The organism is Amycolatopsis sp. NPDC051371 (assembly GCF_040682155.1).
Classification (GTDB): domain Bacteria; phylum Actinomycetota; class Actinomycetes; order Mycobacteriales; family Pseudonocardiaceae; genus Amycolatopsis.
In genome coordinates this window covers 35,595-61,254 of record NZ_JBFBAG010000015.1, presented here as the reverse complement: position 1 = coordinate 61,254, position 25,660 = coordinate 35,595, and the positions used below count along the sequence as shown (strand labels likewise).

Genomic DNA, 25,660 nt, shown 5'->3' with positions numbered 1-25,660 from the left:
GTGATCACGCGGCCATCATCCCGGAGTGGGTGCGTCGGTCACAAGACCCCGGACACCTCGCGCGCGGCGGCGCGCAGGCCGTCCAGCGACGCCTGCGTCGACCGCGGGTTCAACGCGTTCGACGCCAGCCGGAACAGGACCGCGCGCAGCAACAACTGCGGCCACTCCGGCAAGTGGGCCCACCGCTCCAGCAGCTCCCGCGTCGCTCCACCCCACACCAGCGCGTCCACCGCCACGATCGCCGCGCCGTACTCGCCCGGGCGGTAGTACGGCACGAAGTCGACGACGCCCGGGGCCGCGTCGCCGTCGAAGAGCAGCCCGGCCAGCAGCTCGCCGTGGGCCACCTGCAGGGGCAGCTTGATTGGGCGGCGGGCACCGGCCAAGACCTCGAACCAGCGGCCGCCCTTCGTCTCTTCGAGGGGGACCTCGAGCTCTTCCCACGCGACGCGGTCGGCGATCGCGTCGACGTCGCGACGGCCGGCGAGGAAGTCCGGCCGGGGCAGGCCGATGGTCGCGCGGTGCAGCTTCACCGCCGCCAGCACCGACGCGTCCCCGCGGTGCTCCGGAGTACCCGCCACGAAACGGGAAGCCGTCCAGCCGCCGACGATCCAGCGGCCGTCGGTCGAGCGGACCGGCTTCGCGACGCGCAGGCCCGGCTCGTCGGCGTAGTCGAGCGCGCGGGCTGTCCACAGCGTCTTGGCTTTGTCGGTGACCGGCTTGAACACGAGGTCACCGCTGCGCCACGCCGTCGAGTCCGGCATCGGCTCGCTGCCGTCGTCGAGGCCGCCGAAGGCCGCACAGACGTGCGCCGGAGGACGTTCGAGGGTTGTCCGCACAACTGCCGACGGTACCTGGCCGAGTGGTCCACGATCGAGAAGACGCGCTGGTCACGCAGTGTTTTAGAACCTCAGCACGACTCGGACGAAACGCCATGAAGGGCACCCGCATGGCTCTGAAAGCCAGGAGGGTGCCCTTCAGGGAAGAGCGACTGTCAGTAGGTCGGCAGGCTCGGGTCGATCTGCTTGGCCCAGGCCAGCACGCCGCCGCCGAGGTGCGTCGCGTCCTTGAAGCCGGCCGCGTGCAGCGCGGCGAGCGCCTCCGCGGACCGCGCGCCCGACTTGCAGTGCAGGACGATCGGCTTGTCCTGCGGCAGCTCGGCCAGCGCCTCGCCCGAGAGGATCCGGTCCTTCGGGATCAGCGTTGCGCCCTTGATGTTGACGATCTCGTACTCGTGCGGCTCGCGGACGTCGATCAGCGCGAAGTTCTCGCCGCTGTCGAACTTGGCCTTGAGCTCGGCGGGCGTGATCGTGCTGCCCGTCGCGGCCTGGGCGGCCTCGTCGGACACCACGCCGCAGAACGCCTCGTAGTCGATCAGCTCGGTGATCTTCGGGGTCTCCGGGTCCTTGCGGATCTTGACCTCGCGGTACTTCATCTCCAGCGCGTCGTAGCTGATGAGCCGCCCGAGCAGCGTCTCGCCGATGCCGGTGATGAGCTTGATCGCCTCGGTCACCATGATCGAGCCGATGGACGCGCAGAGCACGCCCAGCACGCCACCCTCGGCGCAGGAGGGAACCATGCCCGGGGGCGGCGGCTCCGGGTAGAGGTCGCGGTAGTTGAGGCCCTTGCCGTTCGGCGCGTCCTCCCAGAACACGCTGACCTGGCCCTCGAACCGGAAGATCGAGCCCCAGACGTACGGCTTGCCCAGCAGCACCGCGGCGTCGTTCACGAGGTAACGCGTGGCGAAGTTGTCGGTGCCGTCCACGATCAGGTCGTACTGCTCGAAGATCTCGAGCGCGTTCGACGAGTCCAGCCGGTCGGTGTGCAGGTGCACCTTGACCAGCGGGTTGATCTCGGCGATCGACTCCTGCGCGGACGCGGCCTTGAGCTTGCCGACGTCGGACTGGCCGTGGATGACCTGGCGCTGCAGGTTCGACTCGTCCACGACGTCGAAGTCGACGATGCCGAGCGTGCCGACCCCGGCCGCGGCCAGGTACAGCAGCGCGGGGCTGCCGAGGCCGCCGGCGCCGATGACCAGGACCTTCGCGTTCTTCAACCGCTTCTGCCCGGCCACCCCGACGTCCGGGATGATCAGGTGACGGCTGTACCGGGCCACCTCTTCCTTGGTGAGCTCGGCAGCCGGCTCGACGAGCGGCGGCAGTGCTGACATCGGGTCCTCCATCTCGCGCGGATCGCGTCCATCCCACTATGCACAACGCGCGCTGGCAAATAAGCCTTCCCACGTCCGGATGGTGGGACGGACGGACCTGCTAAGGCGTGGGATTCGGCCAGGAGTTGGTCTTGCAGACGCGGCCGTCCTTGGCCACCTTGCCCTTGTCGCCGCCGGGGATGTCGTTGAGCATCGACACGTAGTCGTCGGCGACGCCGAAGGACTGCTGCATCATCACCGGCGCCGGCTGGTCGGTGCCGCCGCAGCCGACGTGCTGGTTGCCCAGGGCGTGCCCGACCTCGTGGTTGATGGCGTACTGCCGGTACCCGGTCATGTCGGCGCCGTAGGCCTTCGCGCCGCGCACCCAGCGCGCCAGGTTGATCAGCACGCGGCCCATGCTCTTGCGGTAGCAGGAGGCCTCGAACTTGATCTGGAACCCGCAGGCGTCCGCGCGGTGGGTGGTCTCCGGCGTGGTGAGGCTCACCTTGAAGGACGGGTTCGGGAAGTTCTTGTCGACCCGCTGCAGCGCGATCTTGCCGTCCCAGGTCCAGCCTTGGGCCGGGTTGGACAGCGTGCCTTCGACGGCGGCGGCGAAGGCGTCGTCACCGGCGTAGCTGCCCGGGTCGATGCCGTCCTCGACGTCGACCGTGTACGTGTACAGCTTCCCGGTGCCGACCTTCGGCCCGCTGCCCGGCACGGTGTGCCAGTTGCCGGTGCCGGCCTGCGTGAACGGGATGCCGTTCGGCAGGTCCGCGGTCGGCACCTTGAGGTCGACCGGGGTGGCCGGGTTCTCCGGGATGGCCTGCTCGCCGTTGCCGTCGATCGCGCCGCCCGCGGCGTCGCCGCCCGCCGACTCGACGCCGGAAGTGGCGCCCTGTTCGGCGATCGGCTCGGCCGGGCTGTTCGCGGTGTTGACGACGACGAGCACGGTCAGCACGACGAGGATCGGCAGGGCGTAGACGCGCCAGCCGTAGGTCTTGGTGAACTTCGCGAGGCCGGCCTTCGGCGGCTCCGGCTTCTCGCGCGGAGTCTCGACGTGGGGCTTCCAGGAGGCGCTCAGCGGCTCGGCGCTGGTCCGCCGGCCGCCGGGGCGGTAGCGGTCCTCGTCGACGCGCTGGGCCTGCTGCCGGGCCGGGCGGTACTGGCCGGTCCGCGGGGAGTCTCCGGGGTCCGGCGTGCGGCGGGCGGACGCGCGGTGGGGAGCCCGCCGATCTTCGCCTCGCGCGTCGTGCTTCACCCGGTCCACCGCACCAGGGTGCCACAGCGCCACCGAACCGTTATCGGCGACTGGCGGTCCACCCGGGGATTGTTGTCACCCGATCGGGCTACCAGGTCCCGGCTTCGACGTGCTCCCACATGCCGAGCACGGCTTTCGCCACGACGATCGGGCGCTCCATCTGCGCCACGTGGCCCGTCCGCGGCAGGACGAGCAGCCGGGCCGTCGGGATCACCCGGGCCGTCCGCAGGGCGCGTCGCACGGAGATGACCCGGTCCTCGCGGCCCCAGACCACCAGCGTCGGTGCCTGCACGCGCGGCGCCGACGACCACAGGGACGCCTTCCCGAGTGTCGACCACGCCCGGAAGATCGCGAACGTGCTGCGCGCCATGGCCGGCCCGGCCCAAGTGAATCCGGCACGGGCGCCGTGCTCCTCGGCCAGCTCGTCCAGCCGGCTCTCCGGGAACCGCGACGGGTCGGCGAAGCACAGCTTGATCACCTGCGCGGCGCGTTCGCGCGGCCCGAGGGCGGCCAGCTGCGCCCGCACGCGCGCCCCGACCAGCGGCAGGTACGCCAGCGCCATCCGCGGGTCGGACAGCCGCCGAGGGTCGAGACGGCGGTCCGGCATCGCGGGCGAGACGAGCGTCAGCGTCTTCACCAACTCGGGACGGCGTTCGGCGATGAGCAGCGCGATCGCCCCGCCCATCGAGTTGCCGAGCAGGTGCACCGGCGCGCCGACGTCCTCGATGTGGCGCGCGACGACCTCGGCGTGCGCCTGGAGGCTGAAGTCGAAGCCCGCCTCGGGCTCGGAGTAGCCGAAGCCGGGCAGGTCGGGGGCGGTGCCGCCGGCGACCGGCGCGAGCAGCGCGGCCAAGTCCGTCCAGTTCGTCGACGAGCCGCCGAGGCCGTGCACGTAGACCGCCGGAACGCCGTCCGGGCCCGGCGTGCGGCGGACGTTCAGGCGGGCCGTGCCGACTTCTTCGAAATTCGCCGGCCAGGGCGGGAGTATCGGCTCGAGGGACGGCAAATCCCTGGTCGACAGGGGCACGTGGGTCAGGGGCGCCCGCGTGGTCACGGCGGTGTTCACGCATCCAGGATGCCCGACACTTGGCAAGGCATACATACCGGCGAGTAATCTTCAGGTCGACTTCACGCGGTGGCGACCCCGCCCGTCGAAGGTGTGAAGACGGGAGGATGGGGCATGACGGAGATGACACGGCTGCAGCAACGTGGGGTGCGGTTGCCCCGGACGGAGCGCCGGGCCCAGCTCCTCGCCGCGGCGCAGCGGGTCTTCGCCGAGAACGGCTACCACGCCGCCGCGATGGACGAGATCGCCGAAGTGGCCGGCGTCAGCAAGCCGGTGCTCTACCAGCACTTCCCCGGCAAGCTCGACCTGTACATCGCGCTGCTGGAGAGCCACGTCGACGAGCTGGTGAAGCGCGTCCAGACGGCACTGGACTCGACGACGGAGAACCGCCAGCGCGTCCCGGCGACGGTCGGCGCGTTCTTCGACTTCGTCAGCGAGGACGCGGGCGCGTTCCGGATGGTGTTCGAGTCCGACCTGCGCGGCGAGCCGGCGGTCCAGGAAGCGGTCGACCGCGCGACGTCGGCGAGCGTGGACGCGATCACGGAGACGATCACGGCGGACGCGGGCCTCGACGAGGACAAGGCGCGGCTGCTGGCGGTCGGGCTGGTCGGGATGAGCCAGGTCAGCGCGAGGTTCTGGCTGCAGCACCACCAGTCGATGAGCCGCGAGGAAGCGGTGGCCCTGACGGCGAACCTGGCCTGGCGCGGCATCGGCGGCGGCTTCCCCCTCAAGGACTCCTGACACCGAAGGCGGAGCTTTCACGTGAAAGCTCCGCGGTCAGCGAGCGGCGAGCCGGACCAAGGCGCTGATGCGGCGGGCGACCTCGAACGGGCGCTCCTGCGGCAGCATGTGGCCGGCTCCCGGGAAGCGGACGAACTCCGCGTGCGGCAGCTCGTCCGCGATCACCTTCGCGTGCGCCAGGGGGCAGAGGCGGTCCTTCTCCCCGGCCAGCACCACCGACGGCACGTCGCAGAGCGCGCCCAGCCCGCCGACGCCGCGGTGGGACGCGATCGCGTCCAGGAACCGCCCCGCGCTCGCCGGGTGCGCGCTCAGCAGCTGCTCGACGACGCTGTCGACCTGCGCCCGCCCCGGCCGGTCACCAAAGACCAGACGGCGCGCTCCGGACCGGACCATCCCCGGCCGCAGCCGCAGCCTGTCCGACCGCAGCCGGGCCAGCAGGCGAGCGAGCCGCGGCTCGAAGCGCGTCACGCCCCGGCCGACCAAGCCCGGGAAACCCAACGTCAGCTGGTCCATGTCCCCCGACGACGTCGCGACGAACGCCGCGCCCGCCAGCCGGTCGCGCACGAGGGCGGGGTGCCGTTCGGCGAGCACCATGAGCGTCATGCCGCCCATCGAATGCCCGGCGAGGACGAGCGGCCCGGAGGGGACGCGCTCGGCGATCAGCTCGGCCAGGTCGTCGGCCAGCCGGGAGATCGTCGCCGAGCCCGGGCGGGCGTGCGCCGAACCGCCGTGGCCGCGCAGGTCGTAGCGCAGGACGCGCACGCCGGGGTCGAGGTGCGGCAGGACGAAGTCCCACGTCCGGTGGTCCTGCGTCCAGCCGTGCACCAGCACCAGCGTCACCGAGGAGTCGTCCGGCCCGGACTCCGCGACGTGCAGCGCGGCGCCGTCGCTCTCGACGAACCGGTGCTCGATCGACGGGTTCCGCAGCCGCGACGCGGTCGTCATCGGCCCGCCGGGAGCAGGAACGACTTGCGCCAGAAGTACTTCCCGGGCAGCCCGACCAGGCCGGACTCCTCCAGGAACGGCATGATCTTCTCCCCGGCCCACGCGATCGTCCCCTGCCAGTGCGGGTTGGTCAGCGCCGCCTCGACGCCGTCGCGCGGCCGGATGCCGACCGCCTTGTAGACGTTCGGGTTGATGAACGCCCGCGTCACGAAGTACGAGATGAGCGCGATGATGAACTGCTGGTAGCCGATCTCGGCCTTCGACAGCTTCGCCATCCCGCGCGTGACTTCCTCGCGGGCGAAGGTGACGTGCCGCGCCTCTTCGAGGACGTGGATCCGGTTGACCATCCGGACCAGCGGCTGGACGCCCTCGTCGTTCATCTGCTCGCGCTGCAGCCGGTCGAGGACCTCCTCGGCGACCAGGATCGCGCCGTAGCGCGCCGGACCGTACGAGATCGACGGCATCAGCTTCGCGAGCTTCCGCAGCCACGGCACCGGGCCGTAGGCGGGGCAGCCGATCCGCGACGCCATCCGCGCGAACATCGTCGAGTGCCGGCACTCGTCGGCGATCTCGGTGAGGGCGAACTGCGCGTGCGCCGACGTCGGGTCCTGCTCGTAGACGTCCTTGAGCAGCATCTGCATCAGGAGGATTTCGAACCACAGCCCGGTCGTCGCGACGCTCGCGACCTCGTGCTTGCCCAGCTCGATGCGCTGGTCGGGGGTCAGCTTGTCCCAGAGTTCGGTGCCGTAGAGCGAGGAGCGCTCGTCCAGGATGAAACGCTTGCCCTCGACCAGGGGCGCCGTCCAGTCGATGTCGACGTCGGGGTCGTAGAACTTGTTCGCCGACGACTTCAGCAGCCGTTCCGCGGTCTTCTCGCGATCCGGTTCCTTCAACGTCCGCGTCATCGCCGACACCCCTTTCAACATGTAACTTGAGGTAACAGTTACCTCTGGTAGCATGAGCCCCGTGATCGAACGTGTCAAGCGCTCCGGCAAACAGTCCAGGTCCTCGTCGCGCGACGAGGAGGCGACCGGCGACGCCCGCCGCGACCGCTGGCGCAAGCACCGGATCGCCCGGCGCAAGGAGTTCGTCGAGGCCGCCCTGCGGGCGCTCGACACGCACGGGCCGGACCTCGGCATGGAGGACGTCGCCGCAGAGGCGGGCGTCACGAAACCCGTGCTGTACCGGCACTTCGACGACAAGGCCGACCTCTACGTGGCCCTCGGCCAGCGCGGCACGGAGATCCTCTTCGAGCGCCTGATCCCGGCGATCAACGCGGAGCTCGCGCCGGTCCCGCGGATCCGGATGGCCCTCGACGCGTTCTTCACGGTGATCGAGGAGCACCCGAACCTGTACCGGCTGCTGGCGCACGGGCGGCCGGAGAAGCCGGTGTCGTCGGACGTCGTGGCCGAGGACAAGGAACTGATCGCGACGGCGCTGACGGCGCTGCTGGGCGACTACATGCGGATGTTCAACATGGACTCCGGCGCGGCCGAGCCGTGGGCGCACGGCATCGTCGGCATGGTCCAGAACACCGGCGAGTGGTGGCTGGGGCGCCGCTCGATGGGCCGCGACGCGGTGGTCGAGTACCTGACGCAGATCATCTGGGCGGCGATCGACGGGCTGACCCGCCAGCACGGCGTGGTCATCGACCCGAACCTCCCCCTGGAGGTCAACAAGGTGGTCCAGCTGGGCCGCGCGGAGTCCGATTCGCTGGAGGAGACGTCATGAGCGAGCACGACGAAGACGGCTACAGCGGCGAGGCGACCCTGGTGGTCGACGGGGTGTCGCTGACGACGACGGTGGAGTTGCGCGGGTACTTCCAGCCGATCGACGGCTTCTACCGCTGGTACGGCCGGGTCGCGGTGAACGAGGAGCTGACGCAGCTCGCGGGCGGCAAGAAGAAGCCGGTTTCGATCCAGGCCGGTGCGTATGCGGCCACCGGTGAGCTGTCGGACCCGGACCCGTGGGGGCGGTACCGGATCATGGGGACGAGCACCCCGCCGTTCCACGTGCCGACGTCCCTCGAAGAGCTCAACGCCTGAACGCCGTGAAGGCCTCCTTACCGGCGCTCATGGCCGGTGAGGAGGCCTTCACGGACTTCGGAACCGGCCCGGCCAACCCGCGCGGTGGCCGCACCGGCCGGCTCAGGGGTTGCGCGGGCCCGGCAGCTCACGCCCGGGCAGCCAGCCGTTCGGGATGTCCGTCGCCCGCCACTTGCGGACGCTCAGCCGCACGGCGGTGACCGGCGCTTCGAGGAACGGCGCCGCCTCCGGGACCTTCGCCACGAGCAACGAGCGCACCATGGCTTCGTCATTGGCCGGGACGACTTCGGCGAGGGCCTGCGCCTGCAGGAACGGCTGCATCGGCGAGCCCGTCGACACCACCACCGAAACGACCGGGTTCTCCCGGACGGCGGCCAGCGTGCGGCCCCGGTCCTCGAGCACCAGGTTCAGCGTGAACGGCCCGGTTTCGGCGAAGTACACCCCGCCCACCCACGGGCCGTCACTGCCCGAGGTCGCGAGGAACATCGACTTGTGCGCGGAAAGGGTGTCCCGCACGAGACCCGCCACGTCGCCGGCCATCGGCTCGACAGTGGTCATGCTTGCTGCTCCCGGAGGTGTCCGTCCGGGCCCCGTGGCGCCGGATCGCCAGCCGAAGCTAGGCGGCGGATTCGCGACACTCCAAGGAACACGCACCGATCCGGTGAAAGCGGCGGCCCACCGGGGCGGCAAAGCACGAAGGCCACCCCGGGAGGTCCCGGGGTGGCCTTCGCGTGGCTACGAGTCAGTCGCCGACGCCGAAGCCGACCTTGCGGACGTCGGACGGGGCGATCTCGACGTACGCGATGCGGTCGGCGGGGACGATGTACTTGCGCCCCTTCTCGTCGTTGATGCGGAAGAGCCCGTCACCGGCCGTCAGGGCCTCGGCGACCAGCTTCTCCACCTCTTCGGGAGACTGGCCACTGGACACCACCAGCTCGCGCGGCGTGTCCTTGATGCCGATCTTGACCTCCACGTGGGACCTCCGCTGGAAATTCGTAAGGGATGTGCTCGGCAAGGCTAACCGAACGGGCTCGTTCCGGTGGCGCATGTCCGCGCTCGACCGCGTCGTCACTTCCGGGTACTCCATCGGGATCAGCCCAGGCCGAGCGCCTGCATGCGCTTGGTGTGCCCTTGTTGCAACCGCCGGAACAGCGCGGCAATTCCGGAGAGGTCGCCCGATCCGCCGATGATCAGCTCGGCCAGCCCGTCGCGCTCGGCGACGACGTACTGGGCCTGGGTCAGTGCCTCCCCGAGCAGGCGGCGCCCCCACAGGGCGAGCTTGTCGCGGGTCTTGGGGTCGGCCTCGATGCCGGCCGCGACCTCGCGTTCGGCGAAAGCCGAGTGACCGGTGTCGGCGAGCACGGTGAGCACGAGGTCCTTGGTCTCCGGGTCGAGCCAGCTCGCGATCTCCCGGTAGAGGTCGGCGGCCAGCCCGTCGCCGACGTAGGCCTTGACCAGCGACTCCAGCCACGACTTCGGCGGCGTCGAAGCGTGCCAGGCGTCGACCTGGGCCACGAACGGCCCCATCGCGTCTTCGATCTTGACGTCGTGCGCGGCCAGGTGCTCGGCGAGCAGGCCGTAGTGACCGATCTCCGCGGCCGCCATCTGCGCCAACGCGGCCCGCCCGGCCAGCGTCGGGGCACTGCGCGCGTCTTCGGCCATCCGGTCGAACGCGGACAGTTCGAGGTAGGCGATCACACCCAGAAGGTCTACGACGCCTTCGGGAGTCTCTTTCGGCTCGGTCACGGGGGCAGGGTATCGCCGAAGCACCCGGGCGTGTCGGGACGAGACCGATCACACTGGTTCCGGCGTGCCGGGTACTGTCGAAAAACTGCTGACCAGGTACACTGCGAATGGTATAGAAGCTTCCGTACGCCATACCGGCGTCGGGAACAGGCAGGTCACGTGGCTTGCCGACGTACTGCAATGTGCGTGCACGCCTCTTCCGGCATTCCCGGGACGGACCGGTTCCGCGCTTGAAGATCAGCGCCAGGGACCAGGGTTTACTCCCGGTCGAGTGTCGAGCGGACCCAGGGCTGTGCGCGCTGGTCACGAGAGAGGCGATCACCCTGACCGCAGAAATTCCCACAACCGAACAGACTCCTGCCGTCGCGCTGGAACACAGCGAGACCGGCCCGGCCGCGCTCGACACCTCGCACCCGCTGCAGGCGGGCGTCGAGGTCGAGCCGGAAAACCCGACCTTCGCGTCCTTCGGCGTCAAGCCGGAGATCGTCAAGGCTCTCGGCGAGGCCGGCATCGAGCGCACCTTCGCGATCCAGGAACTCACCCTGCCGCTGGCGATGGCCGGCGACGACCTCATCGGCCAGGCCCGCACCGGCATGGGCAAGACGCTGGGCTTCGGCGTCCCGCTGCTGCACCGCGTGCAGGTCCCCGGCGACGGCACCCCGCAGGTGCTGGTCGTGGTGCCGACCCGCGAGCTGTGCATCCAGGTCGCCAACGACCTCAAGGGTGCCGGCAAGCACCTCGGCATCCGCACCCTGGCCATCTACGGCGGCCGCCCGTACGAGCCGCAGATCGACGCCCTGCGCAAGGGCATCGACGTCGTCGTCGGCACCCCGGGCCGCCTGCTCGACCTGGCCGAGCAGCAGCACCTGGTGCTCGGCAAGGTCCGCGGCCTGGTGCTCGACGAGGCCGACGAGATGCTCGACCTGGGCTTCCTGCCCGACATCGAGCGCATCCTCCGGATGGTGCCGGACGAGCGGCAGACGATGCTGTTCTCGGCCACCATGCCCGGCCCGATCATCACGCTGGCCCGCACGTTCCTGCGGCAGCCGACGCACATCCGCGCCGAAGAGAACGACGCGAGCGCGATCCACGAGCGCACCACCCAGTTCGTCTACCGGGCGCACTCGATGGACAAGCCCGAGGTCATCGCCCGCGTCCTGCAGGCGAAGGACCGCGGCCTGACGATGATCTTCAGCCGCACCAAGCGCACCGCCCAGAAGGTGGCCGACGACCTGGTCGAGCGCGGCTTCGCGGCCGCCGCCGTGCACGGTGACCTCGGCCAGGGCGCGCGTGAGCAGGCGCTGCGCGCGTTCCGCTCCGGCAAGGTCGACGTCCTGGTCGCGACCGACGTCGCGGCCCGCGGCATCGACATCGACGACGTCACGCACGTCATCAACTACCAGTGCCCGGACGACGAGAAGACCTACGTCCACCGCATCGGCCGCACCGGCCGCGCGGGGCGCACCGGTGTCGCGGTCACCCTCGTCGACTGGGACGAGATGCCGCGCTGGAAGCTGATCTCGGACACCCTCGGCCTCGACAAGCCGGAGCCGGTGGAGACGTACTCGTCGTCGAAGCACCTGTTCGAGGACCTGGGCATCCCCGAGGGCAAGACCGGCCGGCTGCCGCTGGCCAACCGCACCCGGGCGGGCCTGGGCGCCGAGGAGGAAGAGGACCTCGGCGGCAAGCGCCGCGGCCCGCGTGGCCGGGGCAAGGCCGGCGAGACCCCCTCGGAAGACGCGCCGCGCAAGCGCAACCGCACCCCGCGCAAGCGGACCCGCGGTGGTTCGTCGGGCGAGGCGACCGAGGCCGCGGACAACGCCGCCCCCGCCGTGTCTTCGGACGACGCTCCCGCTTCGGAAGGCCGCACCCGAGCGCGTCGCCGCACCCGCGGCACCGCGCCGGAAGCGACCGGCCCGGCCACCGAGAAGGAAGCCGGCGACAACGCCGAGCGGCCCGCTCGGCGGCGCCGCCGTCGCCGTCCCGCCGCGACGTCTGATACACCTGCGTCGGCAGACTGAACCTGAGCGCGGGGGTCCGGGCAAGTGAGCGACGACGTCGAGAAGGCGCCTGAAAACGCGCCCGAAGAGACCCCTGACTACGGCTCGGAGGACGTCCTCGAGGAAGTCGAAAGCACTACACCCGTCCCGCGGGTCAAGGCGCGTCGCTCGCCTTGGAACCGCGGGCGGGACCGGGTGATTGCCGCCTTGGCCGCGGTCGCCGTGGTCGCCGTCGCGCTGGTCATCGGCGTGACGAGCGACAGCGCGGCGACCGACCGGACCGAGGTGGCACCACCGCCGCCGTTGCCCGCGGCACCGGACAAGGTGCCCGGCTCGCTGGCCGAAGTGTGGAGCGCCCGCAGCGGCGCGACGCCGGTCCCGGTGGTGGCGGGCGACTCGGTGGCGACGGCCGACGGCGGCGAGGTCGCCGCCCGCGACCCGCTGACCGGGCAGATCCGCTGGCACTACACGCGTGACCTGCCGTTGTGCACGATGAACGAGACGTGGGGGCGGCTGAACGCCGTCTACGCCAAGTCCGAGGGGTGCAGCGAGGTCACGCAGCTGGACCCGGGCACGGGCCGGATCACGGCGCAGCGCAACGGCAACGCGGAGCTGGGCACGCGCCTGGTCGGCGACGGCTCGCACGTGACGACGACGGGCAAGAAGCTCCTCACGACGTGGCGCGACGACCTGGTGCAGAGCGCGGAGTACGGCCAGGTCCCGGCGCTGGTCAACGCGGGCAAGCAGCCCCGCACGGGCTGCACGTACGGCACGGTCGCGGCGGCGTCGGGCAAGGTCGGCGTGATCGAGCACTGCCCGGGCGACCCGGCGGACCGCCTGACGGTCTACAAGGCGGCACCGGAGAAGGACGACGAGCCTTCGGTGGCGTTCAGCAGCGTGCTGGCGGGCAAGCGGGCCCGGGTGATCGCGATGTCCGGCGACCTGACGGCGGTGGTCCTGCCGGACCAGAAGCTCCTGGTGATCTACAACGGCGACGGTTCCCAGCGCGCGGCGTACCCCCTGGACGTCCCGGCGGCCGATTTGGCGGCGGATCCCCTCGGGGGTGTCGAGGCGACGACGTCGACGACGCAGAACATGTACTGGTTCAGCGGGTCGAAGGTGGTGGCGCTGTCCCGCGACGACCTTTCGCCGCGGTGGACGTTGAGCAGCGCTTCCGGTCCCGGGATCTTGTTCGCTTCCCAGCTGGTGGTCCCGATCAAGGGCGGCCTGGCGGTGCTGAACGAGAACGACGGCTCGACGATCCGCACCGTCGGCGTCGACCGACGCGGGTATGCCGGGGTGGTCCGGTTGGGCGCGGCGGGCCCGGTCCTGCTGGAAGAACGCGGCGACACGCTCACGGCCCTGAAGTAACGACTTCCGGCTTCAATCACGCGAGTTCCGGGCTCAATCACGCGAGTTCCGGCTCCGATCACGCGAGTCCCGGGTCTGATCACGCGAGTTCCGGCTTCCGTCCCGCGAACAGACCGTCCAGGCACGCGAGCCGACTGCCCAGGTACGGGAGTTCGCCGTTCCGGGCCGCGAGCCTGCGTGATCGGCCACGTCATTCGCGTGATTGGGGGCGGAACTCGCGTGATTGAGCCCGGAACTCGGTGGGCTCAGGTGAGCCAGAAGAGGGTCAGGGCCGAGACCGTGAACAGCACCACCGCGACGCCCGCACCCGCGGCCGGGGCGCCGTTGCGGCGGTCCGCGACCCGCTGGGCCAGCAACGCCAATATCGCTGCCAGCGGGTGGCCGATCAGCAGCACGGCGCCAGGGCCTGGTGCGCCCGTGTTCAGGTCGATCCCCGCCACGACGAGGACGCCGATGGCCAGGACCGTGAGGCCGGCGGCCAGTGAGCCGGTGAATCCGCGCCACCAGCGGCCGCCCGGCTTCGCCGGCTCGGCAGCCTCGGACACATCGGCCGAAGTGGGATCCGCCGGCTCGATCAGCTCGGGTTCGACACGTTCTTGAGGCACCGTCTGCGCCTCGCCCGGCTCGAAGGCGAGCGGCTCGGTCTGCTGCTGCGCCTCGGCCACCCCGGACCCGGTGGCAAGCAGCTCGGTCTGCTGCTGCGCCTCGGCCACCCCGGACCCGGTGGCAAGCAGCTCAGTCTGCTGCTGCGCCTCGGCCACGACGGACCCGGCACTAGGCGGCTCGGTCTGCTGCGCCGCCACTCTCTGGTCACCCGACGCCGTAGCCAGCGGCTCGGTCTGCTGCTGCGCCTCAGCCGCGCCGGACCCGGCAGTAGGCGGCTCGGTCTGCTGCGCCGCCACCCTCTGGTCACCCGACGCCGTAGCCAGCGGCTCGGTCTGCTGCTGCGGAACCGCCTTCGCCTCAGCTTCAGCCGCCGGCTCGGCGCGCTCCTGCCTTGCCGCTCGGCCCGCGCCTCGCCCACCCGACTTCGCATCGGGCGCGCTCGCGGGCGTGGGCACCGTGGCCAGTTCGTCGGTGTCCGGTGAAGCCACTTTCCCTCCCTGTCAGGGCGCGAGCAGGTCCCACGGCTGCATCTGCGGGGCCGCTTCCTGCCCCGCCTTGCAGCTCGGCCTGAAGTCGCACCAGGCGCAACGGCGGTCCGGGCGGGCCGGGAACAACACGTCTTCGTCACCGCCCGCGTCCAGGGTATCCGTGGCCAGCCTGAGGTCTCCGGCGGTCTCGTCGGCGCGTTGGAGGTGCCTCCGCAGGCTCTCCGGCGTGTGCTCGGCCGCCGAGATCGTGCCCGTCGGGAGGTGGTGGAGCTCCACCGTCGTACACGGCATCCGCAGCGTCCGCGCCGCCGCCACCGCGTACAGCGCCAGTGCCTGCGACGCGCGGGCCTCGTACTCGTCCGGCGGCCGCCGTCCCGTTTTGTAGTCCACGATGACCAGCTCGCCGTCGCGGGCGTCGATGCGGTCCGCGCGGCCCTCGATGATCATCGACGGCTTCTCCCCCGGCGACGGGCTCACCGGCGCCGACACCCACCGCTCGAGCCCGACCGGCTCGTGCGTGACGTCGTTGTCCTCGACGTACTCCGCCACCCACCCCTTGGCGCGCGCCCGGTAGCGCGCCGCCTGCTCGTCGCTCTCGAAGCCCGCGTCCTTCCAGAACTCCGCCACCAGCGCCACCGCCCGCTGCGGCACGCGCTTGAGCACCGGCAGGTCGAACAACGCCCGCAGCGCGTTGTGCACCACCGCGCCGAGCGTGCTGTGCGCCCACGGCCCCGTGCGCTGCGGGGTCGGCCGTTCGAGGTACGCGAGCCGGTACCGGCGCGGGCAGTCGTCGAAGGTGGCCAGCCGCGCCGGCGACACCTTCGTGAGCCGCACCGGTTGCGCGACGCCGAAGTCGAACCCCATCTGCTCCTTCACGGCTGCCACGCTACGCACCACCACCGACACTTTCCGCGCCGGACCACCACGCAAAGCCGTGAAGGCCTCCTTACCGGCCATAAGAGCCGGTAAGGAGGCCTTCACGGACTTTCGCTACCGCACCACCAGGACCGTGTGCGTTCCGCCGGAGACCGCCAGAGCGCCGCCGGCCGCCGCGCGGATCGGGCGGCCGTCGAGCAGCACCACGCGACCGGCCGGGACCACCAGCGATCCCGACGTCCCGCGTGGAGCCGTCACCGTCAACGAGAACACCGAACCCTGCTGAGTCCACGAAGCCGACAACGCGCCCTTCGGCGTCGGCACCGCTCCGCGCGCCCAGGCGACAGAACCCGGGTGCGGCGAAACCGTCCACGTCGCGAAGCCGGGCGAAGTCGGCGAGACGCCCAGAAGGTCGTTCGTCAGCGCCGGCACGACGCCGGTCGACCAGCCGTGCGCGGCCGACGTGTACCCCTGCTCGTAGTGCGACCCGCCCTCGCCGATGCCCTCCCACGCCGTGATGCCCGGGTCGTGGGACGCCATCCAGCCGTACATCCGCTTGATCTGGTCGATCGCCGACGCCGCCTGCCCGCTCCGGAACCGCGCCTGGATCTCCGGGAACGACGTGAACGCGTAGACGCGCTTCGTCCCGTCAGCGACGAGAGTGTCGTTGTCCATGAAGGGATTCCCGTAGGGCAGCGCCCCCGCGGCGAGCCGGGCCAGTGACGAAGTGGCCTGCGACGGCGACGCGATCCCCGCCACGATCGCCTGGCTGTTGCCGTCCTGACCGTGGCGCACCGCGCCCGTCCCGGAGTCGAGGTAAGCCCCCGCGGCCGGGTCCCACAGGTACTGGTTCACCGCCGCCGAAACGCCGGAAGCGCGCGCCAGCCACCGGTCCGCGTCCGCCGCGTGGCCCGTCGCCCGCGCCAGGCCCGCCGCGCCCTGAAGCGCCCGGACGTACAACGCGTTGTAGTACGTCACTTCGCCCGTACGCGGCAGGAACGCGTAGTCGCCGTAGCCGCCGGTGCCGTTGAGGCCCTTCGAGAGCAACCCGCGCGAATCGGTGACCGACGGGTACCACGCGTCGAGCGTCTTCACGAGGTGCGAGTAGTACGAAGACGCGTACGCGTTGTCGCCCGTGTAGAGCACGTAGTCCCAGCTCGACGTCACCCACCAGAGCGGATAGTCGAACAACGGCAGTGTGTAGTTGTTGATCGACGCGGGCGGGATCCACCCGTCGGCGCGCTGGTGGTCCGCCAGGTCGGCGAGCACGTTGCGAGCCGCCGTGCCGTCCTGGTGGGTCAGGTACTCGGTCAGCCCGGACACCGCGACGTCGCCGACGTACGGGTCCCGGTCGCGCTTCGCGCCGTCGTGCAGCACCAGTTTCCCGTCCAGCGACGGCGAGAACGCGCCGCGCGGGTCCACATCGGACGCACGGAAGGTGTCCATGCCCAGCTCGTTGGTGTAGGACGCGGCGTACCAGTACTGGTTGAGCTGGGCGTCCGACGACTCGAACCAGCCGCGGTAGGTGTCCGGCGTGCCGAGGAACGGCGTGAAGTCGAGCGAGACACCGCTGATGCGCACCTCACCGGCGGGCTGGGCGAGCGGCGCGTCCGACGCGAGCGCGTCGAGGCTGATCCGCAGGTAGCGGAAGCCGTGCAGGCCGTCCGCGCACACCTGCGTGCCGCTCTGGCAGCCCTTGGTGTCCCGCCAGACCGTCGGCGCCGAAGGCACGGCGTACTGGTCGCTGCCCGGCCCGCCGGAGAAGTCCGACCGCGTGAAGTCGGAGCGTTCGCCCAGGTACTGCTGGGTTTCCGAGAACGACAGCCGGACGCCGGGCCGGTTCGCCGACGCGCCGGCGAACGCGATCTTCGGGTACCCGGCGACGACCTTGCCGAAGTCCACCACCGCGACCGGCACCGGCGGGTCGGCGACCAGGCCCGGCCAGACCTCGTTGACTCGGCTGAACTCCCCCGATGGCGTGTTCTGCGCCTTCGTGATGGTGATCCGGACCTGCGCGGTCGTCACCGGCCGGTCGAACGTCACAGCGCGCTGAACAGCGGTGTTGCCGCTCACCGAAGCCGCGACGCGCCACGCGCCCGCGTCCAGCACCTCCACCGTGTAGTCCTGCGGCACACCGTCCACACTGGACAGGACCGTGACGCCGGGGAGCGCGACCGGCGCGGCCGAGGTGATCGTCAATATGTCCGGGTAGGCGCCGATCGTGTCGTCGTTCCAGAAGGTGTCGACGTTGCCGTCGACGGCGTTGCCGGGCGCATACGTCCGCGGCTGGCCGTTGCCGCCGTTGTTCGGCGCGTGGAACGACGACGCGGTCGCCGAAGTCTCCGCTGGCCAGGCCGGCTTCGGCGGCGGCGCCTGCCGCTTGAACGTCGCGACGCCCCGGCCGAGCAGGCCGTCCGGGTTCGTGACGTCGCCGGTGGTCGACAGCACCTTCACCGGCCGCACATCCCGGCTGGCCGGCGCGACGACGTACTTCTGCCAGCTCGGGGCGGCGTCGGCGGGCGCGGCGACCACGCCGCTCGCCACCAGCACCGTGACCGGCAGGACTGCTCTGAGCCACTTCATCGAGGCCTCCGCAAGGCGTTTGAATCGTTTCAACCGCTGAGCTGAGATTCAGGCTGCGGGAGGCGTGCCAACGATGTCAACGAAGCCGGCGGTTCCTGTCCGGCAGGACAACCCGAAAGGCGGGGGTCAGCTGCCGCCGTCGATGAAGCCCCGGACGGAGTTCGCGACGAGCTCCACGGCGATGGCCGCGAGCAGCAGGCCGGCCACCTTGGCCAGCAGCGTGATGCCGCTTTCCTTGATCAGCCGGATGACGACGCCGGAGTAGCGCATGCAGATGTAGATCACGAAGTGCGTCGTGATGATCGCCAGCGCCAGCGCGATGTACGCGCCGATGTGCCCGTCGGCCTGGCGGACGAACACGATGGTCGCGGCGATCGCGCCGGGCCCGGCCAGCAGCGGCGTGCCGAGCGGGACGAGCGCGACGTTGACGTCCTCCGTGGCCGCTTCGGCCTCGTGGCCGCTGCCGGTGAGCAGCTGCAGCGCGATCAGCAGGAGCAGGAGGCCGCCCGCGCCCTGCAGGGCCGGGATGCCGATGCCGAGGTAGGACAGGATCGCCTGGCCGGCGACCGCGAACAGGCTGATGACCAGCAGCGAGACCAGGACGGCCTGCCGGGCGGCACGCGCCCGCGTCGCCACCGGCTTGCGGCCGACCAGGCTGAGGAACACCGGCACGGTGCCGGGCGGGTCCATGATGACGACCAGGGTGATCGTCGCGCTCATGAAGAGCTTCGCGTCGAAGAAGTCGGCGATGGCCATGTCAGCTCTTCACGACCTGGAACCCCGTCGCGCGCGCGACGAGCTCCTCGAGCTGCCCGGGGTCGGTGGTGCACTCGCCGAGCGCGATCGTCTTGTTCGTGCCGTGGTAGTCGCTGGACCCGGTGACGAGCAGGCCGAGCTCGCCGGCCAGCGCGCGGGTGCGGGCCCGCGTCGGCGCGTCGTGGTTGGGGTGGTCGGCCTCGACGCCGGTGAGCCCGTGCGCGGCCAGCTCGGCGAGGGTGTCCTCGCTGATCGTGGCGCCGCGGCTGAAGGCGAACGGGTGCGCGATGACCGTGACGCCGCCGGCCGCGGCGATCATGTCGATGGCCTCCTCGACCGGCGTGTCGCGGCGGGCGACGTAGTAGCCGCGACGCGGGCTGAGGTAGTCGGCGAAGGCCTCGTCGACGGACTTGACCAGCCCGGCCCGGACCAGCGCCTGGGCCAGGTGGGGGCGTCCGGGCGGCGAGTCCTCGGGAAGGAGGCCGAAGATCTCGTCGGCGTCGACGGGGAGGCCGTCGGCGGCCATCCGCTCGGCCATTCGGCGCAGCCGCGTGCGGCGCTCGACGCGCAGCCGGGTCTGCTCGGTGACGACCGGCTCGGACGTCGGGTCGAAGAGGTAGGCCAGCAGGTGGACGCTGATCTGGCGGCCGGTTTCGGGGTTGATCGACACCGTGGACAGCTCGGCGCCGGGGACCAGGGTCAGGCCCGGCGGCATCGCTTCGGTGGCGGGCGCCCAGCCCGCGGTGGTGTCGTGGTCGGTGATCGCGACGACGTCGAGCCCGGCTCTCGCGGCCGCGGCGACGAGCCCGGCCGGCGAGTCGGTGCCGTCGGAAGCGGTGGAATGGGCGTGCAGGTCGATGCGCATCGTGTCCATTGTCGACGATGCGCTAGGTCACACGTGCGCCGGGACGGCTCAGCCGACCGGCTTCTTGCCGCGGGCGGCCCGCTGGGCCTTGATCATCGAGAAGCGCTCGGCCTGCTTCTGCTTGTCGCCGAAGACGAGCTCCGAGATCGTGTCGTAGAACTCTTCGGGCCGCGGCAGGAAGTCGATCTTGTTGAGCGCCTGGATCTGACCGGCCGACTCGACGACCATCGTGCCGTAACCCATCATGCGGCCGGTGGCGGTGCGGACGTAGCTGAGGTCGGTGACCTTGCTGATCGGCATCATCAGCACCTTGGTGGTGAACACGCCGGTGGTCATGACGAACCTCTTGTCGGTGACCACCAGCCGCTCGACCCACCACTCCATCACCTGGTAGGCGAAGCGCAGCACGACGATCAGCGCGACGTACCAGAGAAGGTTCTGGCCGATGTACAGCGCCGGTGGCAGCAGATAGGACACCAGGACGCAGACGGCCAGCAGCGCGGCCGCCTCGAAGGTGTCCCACAGCAGCACCGCCCAGTGGCGGCGGATCCGGATGACCCGCCGCTCGGTGTCGAGGAGGTACTCGTCGGGGTCGCGTGGCGCGAACATGGTTCGAGGGTAGCCCCCGATCAGCCCTTGAACACGTTGCTGACGAAGGTGATCACCGATTCGGCCGAGTCCCGGAGGAAGTCGACGATATTGCCGACAAGGCCAGCGGCCTGACCCGGCTGGGCAATGACGAAGAACAGCACCAACGCGATACCGGCGAGGCCCGCAATCTTCTTCACGTTCACCGCGATCAAATCCCGTCTCTTACGGTGACACCGGACAACAGCAGAAATCCTGACTTTTACGTTGTACCGCACTGAACAGGCACGTGGGAGGTAAGTCCCGCGCTTGGGTCAGCACGCGGTCCGAAGTGTACCGTATGGCTACTCTCCGTGTACAGGACATCGGTTTTCAAGTCGGTCACGTCTACCCTTCGGGACATGGACGGCCTCACCAGCACCACGGTCCGCTGTGTCGGCGGCATCGCGTTCGACCCGCACGGCCGCTTGCTGCTCATCCGGCGCGCGAATGACCCCGGTTCGGGGCAATGGTCGCTGCCGGGTGGCCGAGTTGAACCGGGCGAAACGGACAAAGAGGCGGTGATCAGGGAGCTTTTCGAGGAGACGGGCCTCGACGTGATTCCCGGCACATTGGTCGGGACGGTGACCCGCGGGCCCTACGAAATCCACGACTACTGGTGCACGGTCGCCGGCGGAGTTCTCACGGCGGGTGACGACGCATCGGACGCGCGTTGGTCCGAAGCGGCAGACCTTTCGAGGCTCGAGGCCGCGGGGGAACTGGTGGACCTCCTTTACGTCACGCTCCGCGACTGGAAAGCGCTACCTCGGGCTTGAAAAGCCGTGAAGGCCCCCATAACGGCCACAAGAGCCGGTAAGGAGGCCTTCACGGCTCATGTCAGAGCGGCAGCCAGGTCATCCGCTGCCCGTGCGGTGCCGTACGGGCCAGCGCGTGCGCCGCCGCCTTCCCGTCCTCCCAGCGGACCACGCCGAGCGTCGCCAAGCCGTCGGCGCCGGCCAGGTCGTCCCGGCCCGGCAGGACCAGCTCCAGCCCGGCGCCGTAGAACTCCTCCGAGACCCACCACAACGGCCGCGACGCCGCCAAGGCACCCAGCGCCGAGACGAACTCGGCACGCCGAGGAGCCGGGAAGTACGCCAGAGCGTGGCTCGTGACCACGACCAGCGGTCCCTCCAACGACGCAGCAGCCCCGCCCAGGTCGTCCACTCCGTCACCCGCGATGAGGCGAGGGCGGTGCTTCGCCTGCTCGGCCGCCGCCGTCCTCAGCAACCGGATGCGGTCCGGCTGGTCGGCCCAGACGCACGCCTCCAGCCACGCCAGCTCGTCCTCGTCCGAGAGGTCCACCGGTGCCCGGTCCAGTCCGGCCCGATCGAGCACGGAAAGCTTCTTCGGCAGCTTCGGCGCCACCGCGCCGGGCGCCAGGTCCAAAGCGCAGTGCAGCCCGACCGAAGTCTTCGCCGGGCCCGCCGTCAGCTGCTCGCCGCCGTCGCACTGGTAGCGGTAGCCGAAGCGGTCGAGGCCCAGCAACAGCCCCGCACTGCAGCCGACCTCCAGCAAGGAAACCTTCCCGCCCGCTTCCTTCGCCGCCCGCGCGACGCCCGGGTACAGCAGCGCCGCCCGCCGGACCTCGTTCGTCTGCGTATAACGCGACGAAATCAAGGCGCGCGCCTTGTCCGCCCGCTCCAGCAGGAACGACCGGAACAGCGGCCAGGTCTCCGAGTCGACGCCGTCGAAGCCGCCCAGCGACGGGTAGTACCGCGAAAGCGGGTGGATGGGGTCGGCCTGCACGAGCCGGTGCGCCGTCGCCATCAGCAGCGTCCCGCGCACCTCGCCGTCGCGGGCGGCCGAGAGCAGGCCCGCCACGTCGTCGTCCTCGGCCGCCTGCAGCGCCAGGTGCTCGTACAACGGCGAAACGCCGCGGGCCTCGACCTCGGCGAACGTGCGGAGGATGCCCTTGATCGCGTCCAGGTCCATCAGTGCCTCATCCGTGTACAGAGCTTTGTTCGTGCAGCCTCATTCGTGCGGCACCGGCCGGCCCGGCTGCTCCCCGCCCCGAGTTTCCCCGTAGGAGCGCTTCGGCACCATCACCTTCCGCCGGAAGGTGCACACGATCAGGCCGTCCTGCTTGTAACCGCGCGTCTCGACGTACACGACGCCGCGGTCGTCCTTGGACTTCGACGGCGTCTTGTCCAGCACCTCGGTCTCGCCGTAGATGGTGTCGCCGTGGAAGGTCGGCTTGACGTGCTTGAGCGACTCGACCTCGAGGTTCGCGATGGCCTTGCCGGAGACGTCGGGCACGGACATCCCGAGCAGCAGCGAGTAGACGTAGTTCCCGACGACGACGTTCTTGCCGAAGTCGGTCGTCTCCTCGGCGTAGTGCGCGTCCAGGTGCAGCGGGTGGTGGTTCATGGTGATGAGGCAGAACAGGTGGTCGTCGTATTCGGTGACCGTTTTGCCCGGCCAGTGCTTGTAGACCGCACCGACCTCGAACTCCTCGTAGTACCGACCGAACTGCACTCGTCTCTCCTGTTCCGCGTAACACCGCGTGAGCCTGGTACGACACGCATCCGTAGTGAGGAGTACCCTCAACCATTGGTTCTCGTGCGTCAACGCGAGCCGTACCACTCTGCACCCGGCCCGGAGGAGGTGAGGAACCCGATGAGTAGTGGCGATAGTCCGCTCCCTAGTACTCCCAGCGTTCCCACTTCACGGGTCGTCTCCAGGTAGGCCTTCTCTCACGGGGAACGCTGGTGTCGCCGGGCGGACGCGTTTCCGCCCTGGTCAGTCGTCTCGCACGACCACGCACGACGCCCAGGAGATCCCATGCCTGCCATTCCCTCGCTCGGCGGCCTTCGCGGCCGCGGCAACAAGGGCGCCGTCCCCGTCCGTCCGGTCCCGGTGCCGCTGTCCGCGTACGTCGTGGACTGCGCGGTGTACGTCTCGGGCGAGCGCCTGCCCGGCCGCTGGACGCACATCGAGGCGATCAAAGAGGTCCGCAAGCGCCACGAGGGGTTCGTCTGGATCGGCCTGCACGAGCCCGACTCCCAGCAGATCCAAGGCATCGCGGAGACGTTCGGGCTGCACGAGCTGGCCGTCGAGGACGCCCTCGAAGCGCACCAGCGCCCGAAGCTGGAGCGCTACGACGACACGCTCTTCCTGGTGGTCAAGACCGTCCGGTACGTCGAACACGAGTCACCCACAACGGCGAACGAGATCGTCGAGACCGGCGAGCTGATGGTGTTCCTCGGCCGGGACTTCGTGATCACCGTCCGCCACGGGAACCACTCGGGCCTGGCGCGCCTGCGCCGCGAGCTCGACGACGACGCCGAGCGCCTGCAACTCGGCCCGGCCGCGGTCGTGCACGCGATCACCGACCACGTCGTCGACCACTACCTCGACGTCACGGGCCGCATCGAAAACGACATCGACGTGATGGAGGCGCAGGTCTTCGCGCCGCGGTCGCAGGTCAGCGCCGAGCAGATCTACCTGATGAAGCGGGAGGTCCTGGAGCTGCGCCGGGCGGTGATGCCGCTCGCGACGCCGATCCAGCGCCTGGCCGAGGGCTACACGCGGCTGGTGCCGGACGAGGTCCGCTCGTACTTCCGCGACGTCGCCGACCACCTCACGACCGTGTCCGAGCGGGTCGCGGCGTTCGACGAGCTGCTGTCCACCCTGGTCGACGCGACGGTCGCGAAGATCTCCCTGCAGCAGAACACCGACATGCGCAAGATCACGTCGTGGGCGGCGATCATCACCGTGCCGACGATGATCGCGGGCATCTACGGGATGAACTTCGACTACCTGCCCGAGCTGCACTGGAAGTTCGGGTACCCGCTGGTGATCACCGTGATCCTGGCGATCTGCCTGTTGCTGTACCGAATATTCCGGAAGAACGGCTGGCTCTAGGTCCCCTTCCTCCCCACCGGAACCCTTCGGAGAACGCCATGTCCAGGATGCTGTCCAACCTGAAGTTCTGGGCGCTCGCGCTCAGCGTGCTGTGGATCGTCGTCATCACTTTCGTCATCGTCGCCGACCCGGGGTTCGCTCACGGGATGAAGTAGTCCCCGGCGTCGTACCCTGGGTGCGTGCCGAAAGCGCTGGTGGTCTCCGACGAGGTCGACGAGCGGCTGTGGACCGACGCGGTCCGCACCGTCGCCGTCGACCTCGTCATCGGCGCCGGCGACCTCCCCTACGACTACCTCGCGTTCCTGGCCAGCGCGCTCGACGCACCGTGCGTGTTCGTGCCCGGCAACCACGACCCGGACCTGGGCGGCTACACGCGCTACGGCGGGCTGTCCATGAAGGACGGTTTTCCCACGGTCTGGCCGGGCCCGGCGGGCGGCGTCAACGCCGACGGCCGGGTCGTCGACGTCGCCGGGATCCGGTTCGCCGGGCTCGGCGGCTCGATCCGCTACAACGACGGGCCGAACCAGTGGACGCAGCGCCAGCAGGCGCGCCGGGCCCGCGGCCTGGTGCGGCGCGCGAAGTGGCGGCGCCGTCGTGACGGCCGTGACGTCGACGTCCTGCTGACGCACTCGCCGCCGCTGGACCTCGGCGACCGGGCGGACCCGCCGCACCGCGGGTTCGCGTGCCTGCACCGGACGATCGACGTGCTGCGCCCGAAGTGGTTGCTGCACGGGCACATCCACCCCCACGGCGAGCCGGTGCCGGACCGGGTCGTCGGCGAAACCCGTATCCGCAACGTGGTGGGCCACCGGATCATGGAGTTCTCATGAAAGAGACGGGGTTCCCCCGCGCCGACGCGGAGAACGACTTCCTCCGCGCCCGCCGGGGCCAGGTGCTCTCGCGGCTTTCGACGTGGCTGCGCCGCGAGCCCGACGACGTCAACATCATGCTGCCGTTCCACGAGGTGGTGGAGGCGCTCGGCTACCTCGGCGAGAGCCGGATCGGCCTGCGGGTGATCAAACTGGACTCGATCGTCGGCACGGTCGACCGCAGCCGCGACTTCGACCGCCGCTTCCGCCCGACGTCGGCCCGGGTCCGCGAACGCTGGGAGCGCTTGGCTTTGGCGTCCCGGCGCGGCGAAGAGATCCCGCCGATCGAGGTGTACCGCGTGGGCGAGCTGCACTTCATCATCGACGGCCACCACCGCGTCTCGGTGGCGCTCGCGCAGGGACTGTCCACAATAGAGGCATTCGTGACGGTGGTCCGGACCAAACTGAACCCGAGCGGCATCCGCCACCGCGGCGACCTGATCGTCAAGGACTACCGGCGGTTGTTCCTGGAGCGCGTACCGCTGGCGGGCCACGCGCGGGCGTCGGTGATCGTGTCGGACCCGTGGGACTACGCGAAGCTGGGCGAACACGTGGAGGCGTGGGGATTCCGGCTGATGCAGGACGAGGGCAAGTTCTGCGACCGGGCGAGCGTGGCGCAGCGATGGTTCGACGAGGAGTTCGTGCCGGTGGTGGGGATGTTGCGGCAGGCCGGGATGGTCGGCGATCGGACGGATGCCGAGGCTTACATGTGGGTGGCGGCGGAGCGGTACCGGCTGATCCGGACCCACCGCTGGGACGACGAGGTCATCGAGACGCTCCGCTCCCGCCGCCCCTGAAGCGCCCCAAT

General features: G+C 70.3%; 27 protein-coding genes. 9 read left to right on the top strand and 18 right to left on the bottom strand.

Annotated features, from left to right (window positions below; genetic code table 11):
- Nucleotides 1-38: 38 nt before the first annotated feature.
- The 4 genes from AB0M59_RS19935 to AB0M59_RS19920 form a co-directional block, all read right to left on the bottom strand.
- Complete coding sequence (locus AB0M59_RS19935) at nucleotides 39-836, bottom strand: TIGR02569 family protein (protein ID WP_364616934.1); 798 nt, start codon at nucleotides 834-836, stop codon at nucleotides 39-41.
- A gap of 155 nt (nucleotides 837-991) precedes the next feature.
- Nucleotides 992-2,167 carry an adenylyltransferase/sulfurtransferase MoeZ gene (gene moeZ / locus AB0M59_RS19930; RefSeq protein ID WP_364616932.1) on the bottom strand — a complete coding sequence of 392 codons (1,176 nt, stop codon included), beginning with the start codon at nucleotides 2,165-2,167 and terminating at the stop codon, nucleotides 992-994.
- Between the two features lie 100 nt (nucleotides 2,168-2,267).
- Nucleotides 2,268-3,413 (bottom strand): DUF3152 domain-containing protein, encoded by a 1,146-nt coding sequence (locus AB0M59_RS19925; protein WP_364616930.1) that lies wholly within the window; start codon nucleotides 3,411-3,413, stop codon nucleotides 2,268-2,270.
- 79 nt (nucleotides 3,414-3,492) lie between these two features.
- Nucleotides 3,493-4,470 (bottom strand): alpha/beta fold hydrolase, encoded by a 978-nt coding sequence (locus AB0M59_RS19920; RefSeq protein ID WP_364616928.1) that lies wholly within the window; start codon nucleotides 4,468-4,470, stop codon nucleotides 3,493-3,495.
- Nucleotides 4,471-4,584: 114 nt separating this feature from the next.
- On the opposite strand from AB0M59_RS19920, the gene AB0M59_RS19915 reads away from it, so the two are divergent.
- Nucleotides 4,585-5,211 (top strand): TetR/AcrR family transcriptional regulator, encoded by a 627-nt coding sequence (locus AB0M59_RS19915; protein ID WP_086670799.1) that lies wholly within the window; start codon nucleotides 4,585-4,587, stop codon nucleotides 5,209-5,211.
- 36 nt (nucleotides 5,212-5,247) lie between these two features.
- Here AB0M59_RS19915 and AB0M59_RS19910 read toward each other — a convergent pair whose 3' ends face one another.
- Nucleotides 5,248-6,156: an alpha/beta hydrolase gene (locus AB0M59_RS19910; protein ID WP_364616926.1), complete on the bottom strand. Its 909-nt coding sequence runs from the start codon at nucleotides 6,154-6,156 to the stop codon at nucleotides 5,248-5,250.
- Nucleotides 6,153-7,061, bottom strand: a complete 909-nt coding sequence (locus tag AB0M59_RS19905) for a diiron oxygenase (protein ID WP_364616924.1) — start codon at nucleotides 7,059-7,061, stop codon at nucleotides 6,153-6,155. Before AB0M59_RS19905 ends, AB0M59_RS19910 begins: the two co-directional genes overlap by 4 nt.
- A gap of 52 nt (nucleotides 7,062-7,113) precedes the next feature.
- Between AB0M59_RS19905 and AB0M59_RS19900 the strand changes: the two genes are divergently transcribed.
- Nucleotides 7,114-7,887, top strand: a complete 774-nt coding sequence (locus tag AB0M59_RS19900; RefSeq protein WP_364616922.1) for a TetR/AcrR family transcriptional regulator — start codon at nucleotides 7,114-7,116, stop codon at nucleotides 7,885-7,887.
- Nucleotides 7,884-8,201 (top strand): DUF4873 domain-containing protein, encoded by a 318-nt coding sequence (locus tag AB0M59_RS19895; RefSeq protein ID WP_364616920.1) that lies wholly within the window; start codon nucleotides 7,884-7,886, stop codon nucleotides 8,199-8,201. The genes AB0M59_RS19900 and AB0M59_RS19895 overlap by 4 nt, the downstream gene beginning before the upstream one ends.
- A gap of 102 nt (nucleotides 8,202-8,303) precedes the next feature.
- Here the strand turns inward: AB0M59_RS19895 and AB0M59_RS19890 are convergent, their stop codons facing one another.
- The 3 genes from AB0M59_RS19890 to AB0M59_RS19880 all read right to left on the bottom strand — a co-directional run bounded on the left by AB0M59_RS19890 (nucleotide 8,304) and on the right by AB0M59_RS19880 (nucleotide 9,947).
- On the bottom strand, nucleotides 8,304-8,759 hold the full coding sequence (locus AB0M59_RS19890; RefSeq protein ID WP_364616918.1) for a pyridoxamine 5'-phosphate oxidase family protein: 456 nt from the start codon (nucleotides 8,757-8,759) through the stop codon (nucleotides 8,304-8,306).
- Nucleotides 8,760-8,943: 184 nt separating this feature from the next.
- Nucleotides 8,944-9,174 carry a DUF3107 domain-containing protein gene (locus AB0M59_RS19885; RefSeq protein WP_003095490.1) on the bottom strand — a complete coding sequence of 77 codons (231 nt, stop codon included), beginning with the start codon at nucleotides 9,172-9,174 and terminating at the stop codon, nucleotides 8,944-8,946.
- A 119-nt stretch (nucleotides 9,175-9,293) separates the two neighbouring features.
- Complete coding sequence (locus AB0M59_RS19880; RefSeq protein WP_364616916.1) at nucleotides 9,294-9,947, bottom strand: ferritin-like fold-containing protein; 654 nt, start codon at nucleotides 9,945-9,947, stop codon at nucleotides 9,294-9,296.
- A 230-nt stretch (nucleotides 9,948-10,177) separates the two neighbouring features.
- On the opposite strand from AB0M59_RS19880, the gene AB0M59_RS19875 reads away from it, so the two are divergent.
- Together AB0M59_RS19875 and AB0M59_RS19870 are read left to right on the top strand one after the other, a co-directional pair.
- Nucleotides 10,178-11,968 (top strand): DEAD/DEAH box helicase, encoded by a 1,791-nt coding sequence (locus tag AB0M59_RS19875; RefSeq protein ID WP_364616914.1) that lies wholly within the window; start codon nucleotides 10,178-10,180, stop codon nucleotides 11,966-11,968.
- 24 nt (nucleotides 11,969-11,992) lie between these two features.
- The gene (locus AB0M59_RS19870; RefSeq protein ID WP_364616912.1) at nucleotides 11,993-13,318 is read left to right on the top strand and encodes a hypothetical protein; all 1,326 of its coding nucleotides are present in this window, start codon (nucleotides 11,993-11,995) and stop codon (nucleotides 13,316-13,318) included.
- A 245-nt stretch (nucleotides 13,319-13,563) separates the two neighbouring features.
- Here the strand turns inward: AB0M59_RS19870 and AB0M59_RS19865 are convergent, their stop codons facing one another.
- From AB0M59_RS19865 to AB0M59_RS19835, 7 genes are all read right to left on the bottom strand, one after another.
- Nucleotides 13,564-14,412: a hypothetical protein gene (locus AB0M59_RS19865; protein WP_364616910.1), complete on the bottom strand. Its 849-nt coding sequence runs from the start codon at nucleotides 14,410-14,412 to the stop codon at nucleotides 13,564-13,566.
- 12 nt (nucleotides 14,413-14,424) lie between these two features.
- A complete protein-coding gene (locus tag AB0M59_RS19860) occupies nucleotides 14,425-15,276 on the bottom strand; it encodes a PD-(D/E)XK nuclease family protein (protein ID WP_364617134.1) in 852 nt (283 codons plus the stop codon).
- A gap of 126 nt (nucleotides 15,277-15,402) precedes the next feature.
- A complete protein-coding gene (locus AB0M59_RS19855) occupies nucleotides 15,403-17,871 on the bottom strand; it encodes an alpha-L-rhamnosidase C-terminal domain-containing protein (RefSeq protein ID WP_364616908.1) in 2,469 nt (822 codons plus the stop codon).
- Nucleotides 17,872-17,997: 126 nt separating this feature from the next.
- Nucleotides 17,998-18,627: a MarC family protein gene (locus AB0M59_RS19850; protein WP_364616906.1), complete on the bottom strand. Its 630-nt coding sequence runs from the start codon at nucleotides 18,625-18,627 to the stop codon at nucleotides 17,998-18,000.
- A gap of 1 nt (nucleotide 18,628) precedes the next feature.
- Nucleotides 18,629-19,501, bottom strand: a complete 873-nt coding sequence (locus AB0M59_RS19845; RefSeq protein WP_364616904.1) for a PHP domain-containing protein — start codon at nucleotides 19,499-19,501, stop codon at nucleotides 18,629-18,631.
- A 39-nt stretch (nucleotides 19,502-19,540) separates the two neighbouring features.
- Nucleotides 19,541-20,101 carry a PH domain-containing protein gene (locus AB0M59_RS19840; protein ID WP_364616902.1) on the bottom strand — a complete coding sequence of 187 codons (561 nt, stop codon included), beginning with the start codon at nucleotides 20,099-20,101 and terminating at the stop codon, nucleotides 19,541-19,543.
- A gap of 20 nt (nucleotides 20,102-20,121) precedes the next feature.
- Nucleotides 20,122-20,286 carry a hypothetical protein gene (locus AB0M59_RS19835; RefSeq protein ID WP_360687940.1) on the bottom strand — a complete coding sequence of 55 codons (165 nt, stop codon included), beginning with the start codon at nucleotides 20,284-20,286 and terminating at the stop codon, nucleotides 20,122-20,124.
- 195 nt (nucleotides 20,287-20,481) lie between these two features.
- Between AB0M59_RS19835 and AB0M59_RS19830 the strand changes: the two genes are divergently transcribed.
- On the top strand, nucleotides 20,482-20,895 hold the full coding sequence (locus AB0M59_RS19830; protein ID WP_364616900.1) for an NUDIX domain-containing protein: 414 nt from the start codon (nucleotides 20,482-20,484) through the stop codon (nucleotides 20,893-20,895).
- 61 nt (nucleotides 20,896-20,956) lie between these two features.
- Here AB0M59_RS19830 and AB0M59_RS19825 read toward each other — a convergent pair whose 3' ends face one another.
- Both AB0M59_RS19825 and AB0M59_RS19820 read right to left on the bottom strand, forming a co-directional pair.
- Complete coding sequence (locus AB0M59_RS19825; RefSeq protein ID WP_364616898.1) at nucleotides 20,957-22,051, bottom strand: DUF2332 domain-containing protein; 1,095 nt, start codon at nucleotides 22,049-22,051, stop codon at nucleotides 20,957-20,959.
- Nucleotides 22,052-22,090: 39 nt separating this feature from the next.
- Nucleotides 22,091-22,594, bottom strand: coding sequence for a MaoC family dehydratase (locus AB0M59_RS19820; RefSeq protein ID WP_013223004.1), 504 nt, complete (start codon nucleotides 22,592-22,594; stop codon nucleotides 22,091-22,093).
- 306 nt (nucleotides 22,595-22,900) lie between these two features.
- Between AB0M59_RS19820 and corA the strand changes: the two genes are divergently transcribed.
- From corA to AB0M59_RS19805, 3 genes are all read left to right on the top strand, one after another.
- Nucleotides 22,901-23,983, top strand: a complete 1,083-nt coding sequence (gene corA, locus AB0M59_RS19815) for a magnesium/cobalt transporter CorA (protein WP_364616896.1) — start codon at nucleotides 22,901-22,903, stop codon at nucleotides 23,981-23,983.
- A gap of 179 nt (nucleotides 23,984-24,162) precedes the next feature.
- Nucleotides 24,163-24,813: a metallophosphoesterase gene (locus AB0M59_RS19810; RefSeq protein ID WP_364616894.1), complete on the top strand. Its 651-nt coding sequence runs from the start codon at nucleotides 24,163-24,165 to the stop codon at nucleotides 24,811-24,813.
- Complete coding sequence (locus tag AB0M59_RS19805; protein ID WP_364616893.1) at nucleotides 24,810-25,649, top strand: chromosome partitioning protein ParB; 840 nt, start codon at nucleotides 24,810-24,812, stop codon at nucleotides 25,647-25,649. The genes AB0M59_RS19810 and AB0M59_RS19805 overlap by 4 nt, the downstream gene beginning before the upstream one ends.
- Nucleotides 25,650-25,660 lie beyond the last annotated feature (11 nt).

Excerpts from the sequence above, each read along its gene's own strand:
- moeZ (WP_364616932.1), bottom strand. The coding sequence starts at position 2,167 with ATGTCAGCACTGCCGCCGCTCGTCGAGCCGGCTGCCGAGCTCACCAAG.
- AB0M59_RS19915 (WP_086670799.1), top strand. The coding sequence starts at position 4,585 with ATGACGGAGATGACACGGCTGCAGCAACGTGGGGTGCGGTTGCCCCGG.
- AB0M59_RS19910 (WP_364616926.1), bottom strand. The coding sequence starts at position 6,156 with ATGACGACCGCGTCGCGGCTGCGGAACCCGTCGATCGAGCACCGGTTC.
- AB0M59_RS19905 (WP_364616924.1), bottom strand. The coding sequence starts at position 7,061 with ATGACGCGGACGTTGAAGGAACCGGATCGCGAGAAGACCGCGGAACGG.
- AB0M59_RS19900 (WP_364616922.1), top strand. The coding sequence starts at position 7,114 with ATGAGCCCCGTGATCGAACGTGTCAAGCGCTCCGGCAAACAGTCCAGG.
- AB0M59_RS19895 (WP_364616920.1), top strand. The coding sequence starts at position 7,884 with ATGAGCGAGCACGACGAAGACGGCTACAGCGGCGAGGCGACCCTGGTG.
- AB0M59_RS19890 (WP_364616918.1), bottom strand. The coding sequence starts at position 8,759 with ATGACCACTGTCGAGCCGATGGCCGGCGACGTGGCGGGTCTCGTGCGG.
- AB0M59_RS19860 (WP_364617134.1), bottom strand. The coding sequence starts at position 15,276 with ATGGGGTTCGACTTCGGCGTCGCGCAACCGGTGCGGCTCACGAAGGTG.
- AB0M59_RS19855 (WP_364616908.1), bottom strand. The coding sequence starts at position 17,871 with ATGAAGTGGCTCAGAGCAGTCCTGCCGGTCACGGTGCTGGTGGCGAGC.
- AB0M59_RS19850 (WP_364616906.1), bottom strand. The coding sequence starts at position 18,627 with ATGGCCATCGCCGACTTCTTCGACGCGAAGCTCTTCATGAGCGCGACG.
- AB0M59_RS19845 (WP_364616904.1), bottom strand. The coding sequence starts at position 19,501 with ATGGACACGATGCGCATCGACCTGCACGCCCATTCCACCGCTTCCGAC.
- AB0M59_RS19840 (WP_364616902.1), bottom strand. The coding sequence starts at position 20,101 with ATGTTCGCGCCACGCGACCCCGACGAGTACCTCCTCGACACCGAGCGG.
- AB0M59_RS19830 (WP_364616900.1), top strand. The coding sequence starts at position 20,482 with ATGGACGGCCTCACCAGCACCACGGTCCGCTGTGTCGGCGGCATCGCG.
- AB0M59_RS19825 (WP_364616898.1), bottom strand. The coding sequence starts at position 22,051 with ATGGACCTGGACGCGATCAAGGGCATCCTCCGCACGTTCGCCGAGGTC.
- corA (WP_364616896.1), top strand. The coding sequence starts at position 22,901 with ATGCCTGCCATTCCCTCGCTCGGCGGCCTTCGCGGCCGCGGCAACAAG.
- AB0M59_RS19805 (WP_364616893.1), top strand. The coding sequence starts at position 24,810 with ATGAAAGAGACGGGGTTCCCCCGCGCCGACGCGGAGAACGACTTCCTC.